This window comes from Bacteroidota bacterium (genome assembly GCA_030017895.1).
GTDB lineage: Bacteria > Bacteroidota > Ignavibacteria > UBA10030 > BY39 > JASEGV01.
The window spans coordinates 1-11,189 of the sequence record JASEGV010000038.1 but is presented as its reverse complement, the minus strand read 5'-3'; the positions used below and the strand labels follow the sequence as shown (position 1 = coordinate 11,189).

Here is an 11,189-nt window from a genome sequence, read left to right as displayed (position 1 = left end):
CCCAAAGAGGAACAATACGGATTGAAGAGCCAAATGCAGCGATCGGCTGTCTCAATTCCGGCGAACATAGCAGAGGGATACGGACGGGCGAATCGGAAGGAATACCTGCATTTCCTATCGTACTCGCGGGCATCCCTGATGGAAGAAGTGGGAAAGATGCTCACCCGTCTAATTCAATCCCTCAAACCCCACTAAACCCTAATGCCTACACCCTAATCCCCAAAGTTACTCCTGAGCAGGTTGCAAAGATGGCTTTTGCCGATATTGCCTGCGGCTCCGGCTCGTTCCTGCTCGAAGTGTATAGCCAGCTCCTCGATTACCACACGAGGTATTACAACGAGTTCCCTGAGAAAGCCAAGAAGGGCGATTTTGAGACACGCGAAGGTAAAATAGTTCTCTCGCACAAGAAGCGGCAAGATATTTTAGTAAATAATATTTATGGCGTTGATATAGATTTTCAGGCAACGGAGGTTACACAGCTTTCGCTTTACCTGAAACTGATGGAAGACGTAACGATGAACGAGGCCTATCAGTTTAGCTTATTGAAAGAGCGTATGCTTCCCGATTTACGGCGCAACATTGTTTGCGGCAACTCGCTCATTGGTCGCGATATTTTAGACGGTAAACTCTTCGATGACGAAACCGAGCGCACGCTAAAGCCGATGAACTTTGAGGATGTGTTTCCGCACATATTTTCCCCTCTTGAGAGGGGACGAAGGGGTGTGTCGGATTGCGGCTTCGATGCGGTCGTGGGGAATCCACCGTATTTAAATAATAAAGAATTGCCAGAATATCAAAAAAAATATTTTGTAAGTAAATATAAAACAGCAGTTGACCAATTCGATTTATATACTTTATTTATTGAGAATGGACTAAATTTATTAACTGCTGATGGATATTTTAGTTACATCATTCCTGATGCAATTATAGACAGAAGTAGCGCGACTTCATTGCGTAAATTTATTTATGAAAACTCAAAAATAATTTCACTATTACAAATCAATAAAGTATTTGAAGAAGCAAAAGTTGGAAGTATTATTCTTGTATTGCAAAAAAAGAAAAATGCAAAAGAGAAATTCAATTATTTTAAATGCGCCAATCCTAAAGAATTCTTTTCTAATAAGATTCAAACTAAAGCAATTACTCAAAGTAATATTCAAAATTTCAGAAACTATTCTTATCTCTTTGTAGATGACAATGAATGGGCTGTTATTCAAAAAATATTTAATGATAAAATAAGTCTTGAAAGCATTTCTTTTATGGGTAGAGGTGAGGAACTTGGGAAATCTTCAAACCTTGCAAAAAATTTCAAAGGAAAAAATAATATTGGTTTATTATATGGAGAGGATATTCAAAGATATCATTTAAAGGAACCGGAAAGATTTATTTCAAAAAACGATATTAGGAAACAAGAAAGATTGTATGATGTGAAAATAGTTGTAAGACAAGTGGGTGAAGAAATTAATGCTTCTTTTGATGAGAATAATTATGTAACAATACAGTCAGTTTACACCATAATTCCAAACGATGAATACGGACATAAATATATTCTTGGTATCTTGAATTCAAAGATGATAGATTTTATCTACAAGAAGTTATATAAGAGTAAAGAATTATTTCCTAGAATCTTATTGGAAAGTTTAAAAGAACTACCAATCCCACAAATCAACTTCCAAAACAAAACCGAGAAAGCGGCACATGAAAAAATAGTGCAGTTGGTGGAGCAGATGCTTGCCGCAAAAGCCAAGCACGCCGCCGCCACAACCGAGTCAGAGAAGAACCGCCTCGACATCCAGATCGAAGCCCTCGATAGACAGATTGATAATGCGGTGTATGAGTTGTATGGATTGACGGAAGAGGAGAGAAGGATTGTGGAAGGGGATCCCCGCCTGTCAGTATAGAAATTATGAGGCGGGCATCCTTCGGCTCCTTCACTATGTTCAGTCGCTCTCCGAAAAGGAATTCGGAACAGGCAGGATGAAACCGGTAAAAATTTGTAGGTCAGAATTTATTTCAAAACCTACTTTTAAAATCTATCAAATATTTTTTTCAGTTCACTCATAAACAAATCCAACTCTTCTTTTGTTCGTTTTTCGGTAACTGCAATCAAAAGACCGGTATCTTTTGGGTCGAATTGTTTTAAATCGAGCCCGGCTAAAATTCCTTTACCAGATAATAACTTTATAATTTCAGCAGCCGGTATTGGTGTTTCGATAACAAATTCACGGAAAAAAGGTCTGTTATATTTCATTCGAAAACCGGGTATCTCTACAATGGCAGAAGCCAAATACTGGGCTTTCTGCAGGCAAAGATTTGCTACTTCTTGAATTCCGTTTTTTCCCAATAGTGCCAAATAAATTGTAGCCGACAACATCATTAGTCCTTGATTAGTACAGATGTTCGACGTTGCTTTCTCGCGTCGTATGTGCTGCTCGCGCGTTTGAACAGTTAACACAAATCCACGTTGTCCGTCGGTATCGATTGTAACTCCGGAAATTCTGCCGGGCATTTTACGCAGTAAAAATTCCTTTGCAGCAAATATGCCTAAATAAGGTCCACCGAAATTTTGCGGACATCCAAAAACCTGACCTTCGCCCACTACAATGTCGGCACCATATTCACCCGGCGGAGTTAATATACCGAGTGAAATCGGATCGACAGACACGATGTATAGAGCACCAGCCGCATGTGCCAAATCGCCAATCTCGTCAACATCTTCGAAGCAGCCATAAAAATTCGGATGCTGCACGATAACCGCAGCAGTTTTTTCCGAAATATGGGTTTTTAATTTATCCGGAAGAACCGATCCACGGCTCGATACGACTTCGTTGATTACTATGTCTTGCCCTTCGCAGTATGTTCGTATAATTTTCAGATAATGCGGATGAATTTTACCGGCTATAATTATTTCATTACGTCCGGTGTGGTTTACTGCAAGCAGCGCCGCCTCGCCTAATGCCGAACCTCCATCATACATCGAAGCGTTCGCAACATCCATTCCTGTAAGTCGGCATACCATAGTTTGATATTCATAAATCGCTTGCAGCGTTCCTTGACTTACTTCAGCTTGATATGGTGTGTATGCAGTATAAAATTCAGATCGACTTGTAAGAGCCGCTATCGCAGACGGGATGAAATGATCGTAAGCCCCCCCGCCAAGGAACGATATTATTTTATCCGCCGATTTATTCACCGATTCTAAATTTCGAAGTTCGTTCAACACTTCGAATTCGGATAGTCGTTTCGGGATATTTATTTCTCCCTTCGTTCGAATTTCAGTTGGGATTGCTTTTAGCAATTCTTCAAAACTTGCAACTCCAATCGCTTTTAACATCTCTTGCCGATCAGTGTCGGTGCTTGGTATGTATGCCATTAGGGATTTTAGATTTTAAATTTTAAATTTTAGCTGCCCGCCAGCTCGCTCGATGAATCTGTTCGAGCGGGTCAGGCGGGGATTTTAGATTTTTGATTTTAGATATTTCCTTTAACCTAATGCCCCACAAGTGCTCTATAGCTTTCGCTATCGAGCAAAGTTGTAACTTCGGCTGAATTTGAGAATTTTATTTTTACCATCCAACCACCTTTATAAGGTTCTGAATTAACTAATTCGGGCTCCGATTCTAATTTACTATTAACTTCTACAACTACACCTGTTAACGGTGAGAACAAATCGGATACTGCTTTAACAGCTTCGATAGTTCCGAAGATATCACCGACTTTTACTTCTTTACCGACTATTGGTAGCTCGATAAATACTACATCGCCTAATTCGCCTTGTGCATAATCAGTTATTCCGATTGTTCCGGTGTCGCCTTCGAGTGAAAGCCATTCGTGATCTTTGGTGTACTTTAAATTTTCTGGAAATATCATTTGAGTATTGTCCTTAAATTTTATTTTGAATTGAATTCAGTATTTTCGATAAAAGAGGTATCAAACTTCCCTTCTTTAAAAAGGGGATGCTGCATTACTTTTTTGTGAAAAGGAATTGTTGTGTGTATTCCTTCAATAGTAAATTCTTCTAAAGCAGCTGCCATTTTATTGATGGCGCTTTCGCGCGAGGAACCATACACTACAAGTTTAGCAATCAACGAATCATAATTAGGTGGTACTCTGTATCCTGCGTAACAATGCGTATCCACACGGACGCCAAATCCACCGGGCAAATGAAAACTTTTTATTTCTCCGGGAGATGGCCTAAAGTTGTGTTCCGGGTCTTCGGCATTTATACGGCACTCGATTGCATGCCCGCTTGGTTTAATCAGTTTCTTATCTAATTTTACACCTGCCGCAACTCTTATCTGCATCTTGATTAAATCTCTGCCTGTTATTTCTTCAGTAACAGGATGCTCAACCTGTATGCGTGTATTCATTTCCATAAAATAATAATTATGGTATTTATCGACGAGGAACTCGACTGTACCGGCTCCTTCATAATTCACGCTCAGCGCCCCTTTGATAGCAGCAGCACCCATTTTTTGCCGCAGCTCATCGTTAATAAATGGGGAGGGCGATTCTTCAATTAATTTTTGATGGCGACGTTGAATTGAACAATCTCGTTCGTTAAGATGGATTGCATTTCCATATTGGTCGCCAAAAACTTGTATCTCGATGTGATGCGGCTGCTCGATATATTTTTCGATGTAAACACCGGCATCTCCAAAAGCAGCTTCAGCTTCGGTCGATGCCATAACAAAGTTTTTTTCAAAATCGTTTTCATCGCGGACGATTCGCATCCCTTTACCGCCGCCGCCGGCAACTGCTTTTATAATCACAGGGAAACCGATAGCGCGAGAAATATCTATCGCATCGGTAAGGTCTTTCACAATACCATCGCTGCCGGGGATTACAGGCACGCCGGCATTTTTCATCGTTTCTTTAGCTAATGCTTTGTTCCCCATCGATGATATAGCTTCGGAGCTTGGTCCGATGAATTTCATTCCCGATGATGTGCAAATTTCGGCAAAGGAGGCATTTTCGGCAAGGAAACCGTAACCGGGATGAATTGCCTCGGCACCTGTTATTTCGGCAGCAGCTATTATCCGGGGAATGTTCAGATAGCTTTGTTTACTGAGCGGTGGCCCGATACACACAGCTTCGTCGGCAAATTTTACATGCAGCGAATCTCTATCTGCTTCAGAATAAACTGCTACCGATTTTATTCCTAACTCGCGGCAAACTCTTATTACCCGAAGAGCAATTTCTCCTCGATTAGCTATTAAAATTTTCTTAAACAATCATCCCTCTCGTAAGTTAAGATGGGTCTATGAGAAAAAGAACTTGGTTATACTCAACCGGTTGTGCATTCTCAGCAATAATTTTTACAATCGTGCCGGAGATGTCCGATTCGATTTCGTTCATCAATTTCATCGCTTCGATTATACATAGCACATCCCCTTTGTTAATCGTTCTGCCTACTTCTACATACGAATCTGCGTCGGGTGAAGGTGCGCGGTAGAAAGTTCCCACTATCGGCGACTTGATCTCGGTGTATTTCTTTTCAATAATTACCGGTGCAAGTGGTTGATGTGGCGCAGTGCTAACGGGGATTTGCCTCTCCTGAACAGCAGGTACAATTGATTGCACATACTGCTGCGGAGCTGGAGCCACCATACCGCTGTTTTGGGAGTGTCGCGCAACCCGGATTTTTAATCCTTCTTCTTCGATTTCAATTTCGTCAACGTTTGACTCAGCTAATATTTTTGTTATTTTTTTAAGATAATTTAAATCCATCGTTTCTCCATTGATGGTTAATATATTTCTATTTTGATTTTACACGTTCTAAATAATTGCCTGTCCGTGTATCGACTTTTATTACATCGTTTTCGTTAATGAATAAGGGAACGTTCACCATAGCGCCCGATTCAACTTTTGCAGGTTTAGTGCCGCCGGTAGCTGTATCGCCTTTGAGACCCGGTCCCGTTTCGACAATTTTTAATTCTACAGTAATCGGAAGTTCAACTGCAATAATATCGTTACCGTTGAATAATATTTCTATATTTTCGCTGTCTTTTAAAAATTTTCCAGCTTCACCTACATTTTCATCAGGAACTGATATTTGATCGTAGGTTTCTTGGTCCATACACATATAACCGGAGCCATCGTGATACAGATACTGGAATTGTTTTCTTTCGATGCGAATAATTTCTACGGCTTCGCCAGCCCGCCATCTATTTTCAATTACCTTACCGCTTCTTAAGTTTTTTAATTTCGTTCGTACAAACGCCCGCCAATTACCCGGATTTACATGCTGAAATTCTATTACAGTCCACAGCTCGTTATCCATTCGTATCGTTAGTCCGGTTCTAAAATCTGATGTTGTTGGCATATATTAAGGCAAATACTTTCTTTTTACATTGTTTTGAGGAATATTAAATACTAAAATCGTGAAAAATATAAGCAGATTGCTTAAGAAAGTCAAGGAATTAGAGGATTTCTTCATTCTGCATTGTTGCGGAGTTTCATTTTTCCAAGAAATTTTTATTCGATAGGTATTAATGGTTTTTGCGCTCAAAGTTTATGCAACAGCTATCTCACTCACCGTCATACCAGATGCGATGAATTTAAAAACCTGAAACTCGCGATCGGATAATGACTCGTGAACTGGATTACCAGTTTCGGAATCGAGTGCTTCTGCTAATTTATCGGCTACACTCGAACTGATATATTTACCGCCTTGATACACTTTTCGAATTGCTTGGATTAATTCGCTTGCGGCACTTGCCTTTGTGAGGTAACCCGATGCACCTTGCTTAATCACCCGGACAGCAAATTGATATCTAATTTTTATCTAATAATTTTCTAATTGCTGTAAGAATTTCGTTAGCTCGGTAAGGTTTTTGTACAAAATATTCAACACCAGTTTCCAACATTGATGATTTTTGAGTGGGTTCAAAGAATCCGCTTGCTAAAATTATTTTTACATTTGGATTAATCTTTTTCATTTGAAGGAAAGCTTCGAACCCCCCGAGTTTAGGAAGACCTAAATCGGAAAGGACGGCTGCAATTTCAACTTGATGAGTACGATACATTTCAACTGCCTCCTCACCATTGAAAGCAGATAAAACCCGATAGCCCTTTAGTGTAAGTTGAGTTTTTACTACTTCCTGGAGCATTTCCTCGTCTTCTACAAAAAGAATTGTTTCGTGTCCTCCTGCAACTTGCATTTCAGGTTCTTCCTTAACATTTTCAGGAACAACTATTTGTATCTCGAGGGGGAAGTAAAGATAGAATGTAGTGCCGGCACCCAATTCGCTCTGCACATCAACAAAACCGCGATGACTTTTCACTACACCATAAACCACAGCAAGACCTAAACCGGTACCTTTGCCTTGTTCTTTTGTTGTAAAGAATGGCTCGAAAATCCGGTTGAGTGTAGCTTCATCCATTCCGCTTCCGCTATCAGTTACACTAATGCAAACATAGTTCTCATCGAGTGCATCGGGTATTTTTTTTCTTAATTCTGTGCCTGGTACTATTTTCGTTGAATAAGTAATCGTCCCCACCTGACCGGCTGAAGGATTTGATAGTATTGCATCGCGGGCGTTTACAGAAAGATTCAGAATTGCCTGATGTAGCTGGTTGTGATCGGCGATGATGTCTGCCAATTTACCATCAAGATTGAGTTTAAACGAAATAGTCTTGGGGAATGTTTCGTTCAGCATTTTTACAAGTTCCTGGATTGAGTCATTTGCATTAACCGGTTCAATTACTATGTTTGTTTTTCTGGCGAATGTAAGAATTTGTTTAACCAAGCCGGCGCCTCTATGTACGGCTTTTGTAATAGCATCCATACTTAGTTTAATTTTCGCAGGGTTTGAAACGCCATCCTCAAGAAGCGATGTGTATCCGAGAATTATTCCCAAAATGTTATTGAAGTCGTGAGCAATACCGCCGGCAAGTGTGCCGAGACTTTCTAACTTTTGCGCCTGGCGTATCTGGTCTTCAAGTTTCTTTATATCGGAGACATCGGCATAAATAGCATAAATTCCGACACACTTTCCTTCTATCAAAATGGGATAACCTGTAATTATCATATCTAAGCGTGTACCATCTCTGCGTTTTCTTATTGACGGAAGCCGTACTAATTCGCCCTGCATTGCTTTGGTTGAAAATGAAAGCGATTCTTTTACTAATTCTTCCGGTACAATCAGGCCGGTTAGCGATTTGCCTTTTATTTCTTCGAGCGAATATTGAAATATATTCTCAAAAGCTTTATTCACATTCATTACACGTTCATTAGTATCAAGGAATGCAATCCCGGTAGGAGAGTTTTCAAATAATTGTGTGAAATATGTAGTCTGAAGTTTTAACGCTTCTTCGGCTTCCTTACGTTCGGTGATATTGAACATATAACCCTTTATTCGGATTAGTTCGTCATGTTCGTTGAACTCCCCGATAACATTTTCTATAATCGCTATCTTTTTCCCATCACGCCTTTGTAATTCGATTTCGTGCAATTCGAGTTTTTTCTTTTCCCTGAGAATATCGAGGAAGCGTTTTCTATCCTCCATACTTTTATACAGACCTGTGGTGTCAATATTTATCAGCTCTTCAACGGAATCATATCCGAATATTCTGGCAAATGCCGGATTACACATCAGAATCCTGCCATCGGTTGTTGTGATGTAATCACCCGTGAGATCATTTTCAAAAATATCTCTGTACTGTTTTTCACTCTTCCGCAGAATTTCCTCCGTCCGTTTGCGCTCAGTTATGTCGTTAATAACTACAAGCGCCAATTTTTTACCGTTATCTTCAAAAAGGTAGGAGCTAACTTCAACAAAAATAGTTTCACCGTTTTTTAATAAATGTCTCCACTCTCCCGAATGTTGAAGTGCAGGGCGCGGTTTACTGAGGTTTTCTTTCAAACGCTTATGTTCTGTTTTTGGGCGGATGTCAAACAACGTCATCGATAAAAATTCTTCGCGTGTATATCCGTACTTGTCGATAGCCGCATCATTCACGTCTAAGAATTTAAAAGTAACAATATCGTAAATCCACATAGGGTTGGGATGATTCGCAAATAGGTGTCGATAGCGGTGTTCGGATTCTTCTAATGCTGTTTCTGCATTTTTCTTTGCTTGCCTAACCTTCCAATCTTGCATCTCGCGTTCGATAGCGGGTATGAGACGGGAAAGATTCATTTTGGTTATAAAATCGTGGGCGCCTTCTTTAAGCAGCTCGACTGCAATATCTTCGCCCACACTTCCGGAGACGATAATAAAAGGTATATCGAGGTTTGTGCTTTGTAATACTTTTAACGCTGCCGGTGCGCTAAACCGGGGCATTTTGTAATCAGAAAGGATTATATCCCAAGCTTGCCCCTTAAGGGCTTTTTTCATAGCGGGGGCGGTCTCAACACGTTTGTGTGTTGGTTTATAACCGCCTTTTTTTAATTCACGAAGAAGAAGCTGTGTGTCGTCATCAGAGTCTTCTACTATAAGAACTTTAAGTTGTTTGTTCATGGTTAATACCTGATTAAAAAATTATCGCTTTCTTTTTATATAGACGATGAATTTAGTTGTTTGTTTTTATTTGATTATTTTCAAACTCATCCCCTGTCATATTTATATCTCATATCAGTGGCTGTCCTAAAAGTCTTTGTGTGCCTAAGTGTTCTTAGTACCTTAGTGTTGATGCTCTTATTTTTGAATCATAATCAAAGGATTCTTACCACTAAGTCACCGAGTTCACTAAGAAACACTAAGAAATATTTACGTTTTAGACAGCCTCGGGAGCTCAGTTTGAATTCGCTTAGGAGGTTGAGTTAATTTTTTCTAAATACCATTAACTATTCATTACTCCGCCGGTGGTTCGTTCAATATTAGCCAGTACACGCCTAATTTATGCACTGCTTCGATGAATGCTTCAAAGCTTACCGGTTTTTTGATGTAGCTGTTTGTACCTAATTCATACGCCGCTTTTAAATCGCACTGTTCTGTGGATGATGTTAATACTACAACGGGGTAAAGTTTTGTCTTTTCGTTTGAACGAATTTGCTTGAGCACTTCCAAGCCGTCAACTTTTGGTAATTTTAAATCGAGGAGAACTAAAGTTGGATGGATAGCTTTTTCCCCGAAGAGATACTCGAGGGCTTCCGCACCATCCCGTGCGATTACTATTTTATTAACGATGTTGTTTTTTTTAAAAGCCCGCAAAGTCAAATCGATATCGTTCGGGTTGTCTTCGATTAGTAGGATTGTTTTTTCTTCCATTTTTTGTTCCTCAGTAAAATTTAGTTGAGTATGTAGAAGTTAGTATGTAGTATGGAGTATTTAGTAGTGGGTTCGGCAAATTTTTTCAGGTTGAGATATCATCCCACTTTAGTTTTTAGTTATTGGTTATTAGTTATAGTTATTAGTTTATAGTTTTAGTTTTAAGTTGATGGTATTTTCTTCTTTTCAAGATTGTTGAGTTCAAGGAAACGGACATAAGAAGTGATTCCTTTCATCAGAATAGTGTATTGGTCGGCAATTTCAGTGGCAATTAATTCCGACAAGAATTTTTTGCGTGCTGATTTCAGAACACCTCTTCTGGTCTCCTCTATTTCACCTTTTGCAATAGTTAGAAATCGTTTTTTTTCTTTTGTCGTTGTCTTATGGTAATGTTCGGCTATGTTGTTTGCTACCGATGAAGATGAACGCCTGAGCTGATCAATGGAACGATATAATTCATCCCTTGGAAATGACTTAGTAACTTCATGAACCTTAACCTCAAGGTCTTCTGCAAGTTTATATATCCACAAATTTTCTAATCCTGTAGCCATTGCTTTTATTGATTAACATTTAGTTATTGGTTATTAGTTTATAGTTATTTAGTTTATAGTTTCAGTTTTAAGTTGATGATTTACAAAACCATAAAACCATAACCAGTAACCGATGAACTATAACTATTTACCCAAAACTATTAACTATTTACCAAGCCATCAAACCAAGGACCAGAAACCATTAACAATAATTAGTTATTAGTTGGTGGTTTTTAGTTTTAGTTATTTAGTTTATAGTTTCAGTTTTAAGTTGATGATTTACAAAACCATAAAACCATAACCAGTAACCGATGAACTATAACTATTTACCCAAAACTATTAACTATTTACCAAGCCATCAAACCAAGAACCAGAAACCATTAACAATAATGGGTCTTCGCGTACTCGAGTGGGTCATTTTATATCTCCTTGAGCATGCAAGTAA

Annotated in this window: 11 protein-coding genes; 2 read left to right on the top strand and 9 right to left on the bottom strand. The window is 39.2% G+C overall.

What is annotated here, in order from left to right; genetic code table 11:
* The first annotated feature begins 33 nt into the window (after nucleotides 1-33).
* Both QME58_08650 and QME58_08645 read left to right on the top strand, forming a co-directional pair.
* Nucleotides 34-195: a four helix bundle protein gene (locus QME58_08650; protein MDI6803902.1), complete on the top strand. Its 162-nt coding sequence runs from the start codon at nucleotides 34-36 to the stop codon at nucleotides 193-195.
* Nucleotides 132-1,901 (top strand): TaqI-like C-terminal specificity domain-containing protein, encoded by a 1,770-nt coding sequence (locus QME58_08645; GenBank protein ID MDI6803901.1) that lies wholly within the window; start codon nucleotides 132-134, stop codon nucleotides 1,899-1,901. Before QME58_08650 ends, QME58_08645 begins: the two co-directional genes overlap by 64 nt.
* A gap of 125 nt (nucleotides 1,902-2,026) precedes the next feature.
* Here QME58_08645 and gcvPA read toward each other — a convergent pair whose 3' ends face one another.
* The 9 genes from gcvPA to QME58_08600 all read right to left on the bottom strand — a co-directional run bounded on the left by gcvPA (nucleotide 2,027) and on the right by QME58_08600 (nucleotide 10,765).
* Nucleotides 2,027-3,373 (bottom strand): aminomethyl-transferring glycine dehydrogenase subunit GcvPA, encoded by a 1,347-nt coding sequence (gene gcvPA, locus QME58_08640; GenBank protein ID MDI6803900.1) that lies wholly within the window; start codon nucleotides 3,371-3,373, stop codon nucleotides 2,027-2,029.
* A gap of 116 nt (nucleotides 3,374-3,489) precedes the next feature.
* Nucleotides 3,490-3,870 carry a glycine cleavage system protein GcvH gene (gene gcvH / locus QME58_08635; GenBank protein MDI6803899.1) on the bottom strand — a complete coding sequence of 127 codons (381 nt, stop codon included), beginning with the start codon at nucleotides 3,868-3,870 and terminating at the stop codon, nucleotides 3,490-3,492.
* Between the two features lie 20 nt (nucleotides 3,871-3,890).
* Nucleotides 3,891-5,234, bottom strand: a complete 1,344-nt coding sequence (accC, locus tag QME58_08630; protein MDI6803898.1) for an acetyl-CoA carboxylase biotin carboxylase subunit — start codon at nucleotides 5,232-5,234, stop codon at nucleotides 3,891-3,893.
* 16 nt (nucleotides 5,235-5,250) lie between these two features.
* On the bottom strand, nucleotides 5,251-5,730 hold the full coding sequence (gene accB, locus QME58_08625) for an acetyl-CoA carboxylase biotin carboxyl carrier protein (GenBank protein MDI6803897.1): 480 nt from the start codon (nucleotides 5,728-5,730) through the stop codon (nucleotides 5,251-5,253).
* 28 nt (nucleotides 5,731-5,758) lie between these two features.
* Nucleotides 5,759-6,325, bottom strand: coding sequence for an elongation factor P (gene efp / locus QME58_08620; GenBank protein MDI6803896.1), 567 nt, complete (start codon nucleotides 6,323-6,325; stop codon nucleotides 5,759-5,761).
* A 189-nt stretch (nucleotides 6,326-6,514) separates the two neighbouring features.
* Nucleotides 6,515-6,757 (bottom strand): hypothetical protein, encoded by a 243-nt coding sequence (locus QME58_08615; protein MDI6803895.1) that lies wholly within the window; start codon nucleotides 6,755-6,757, stop codon nucleotides 6,515-6,517.
* A 19-nt stretch (nucleotides 6,758-6,776) separates the two neighbouring features.
* Nucleotides 6,777-9,464 carry a PAS domain S-box protein gene (locus QME58_08610; protein ID MDI6803894.1) on the bottom strand — a complete coding sequence of 896 codons (2,688 nt, stop codon included), beginning with the start codon at nucleotides 9,462-9,464 and terminating at the stop codon, nucleotides 6,777-6,779.
* Nucleotides 9,465-9,797: 333 nt separating this feature from the next.
* Nucleotides 9,798-10,214: a response regulator gene (locus QME58_08605; GenBank protein MDI6803893.1), complete on the bottom strand. Its 417-nt coding sequence runs from the start codon at nucleotides 10,212-10,214 to the stop codon at nucleotides 9,798-9,800.
* Nucleotides 10,215-10,375: 161 nt separating this feature from the next.
* Entirely contained in the window at nucleotides 10,376-10,765 is a 390-nt protein-coding gene (locus QME58_08600; GenBank protein ID MDI6803892.1) for a four helix bundle protein, read from the bottom strand.
* Nucleotides 10,766-11,189 lie beyond the last annotated feature (424 nt).

What these genes read in the sequence shown, in the direction of transcription:
- efp (MDI6803896.1), bottom strand. Translation starts at nt 6,325, where the DNA reads ATGCCAACAACATCAGATTTTAGAACCGGACTAACGATACGAATGGAT.
- QME58_08605 (MDI6803893.1), bottom strand. Translation starts at nt 10,214, where the DNA reads ATGGAAGAAAAAACAATCCTACTAATCGAAGACAACCCGAACGATATC.
- accB (MDI6803897.1), bottom strand. Translation starts at nt 5,730, where the DNA reads ATGGATTTAAATTATCTTAAAAAAATAACAAAAATATTAGCTGAGTCA.
- gcvPA (MDI6803900.1), bottom strand. Translation starts at nt 3,373, where the DNA reads ATGGCATACATACCAAGCACCGACACTGATCGGCAAGAGATGTTAAAA.
- QME58_08610 (MDI6803894.1), bottom strand. Translation starts at nt 9,464, where the DNA reads ATGAACAAACAACTTAAAGTTCTTATAGTAGAAGACTCTGATGACGAC.
- QME58_08650 (MDI6803902.1), top strand. Translation starts at nt 34, where the DNA reads ATGCAGCGATCGGCTGTCTCAATTCCGGCGAACATAGCAGAGGGATAC.
- gcvH (MDI6803899.1), bottom strand. Translation starts at nt 3,870, where the DNA reads ATGATATTTCCAGAAAATTTAAAGTACACCAAAGATCACGAATGGCTT.
- QME58_08600 (MDI6803892.1), bottom strand. Translation starts at nt 10,765, where the DNA reads ATGGCTACAGGATTAGAAAATTTGTGGATATATAAACTTGCAGAAGAC.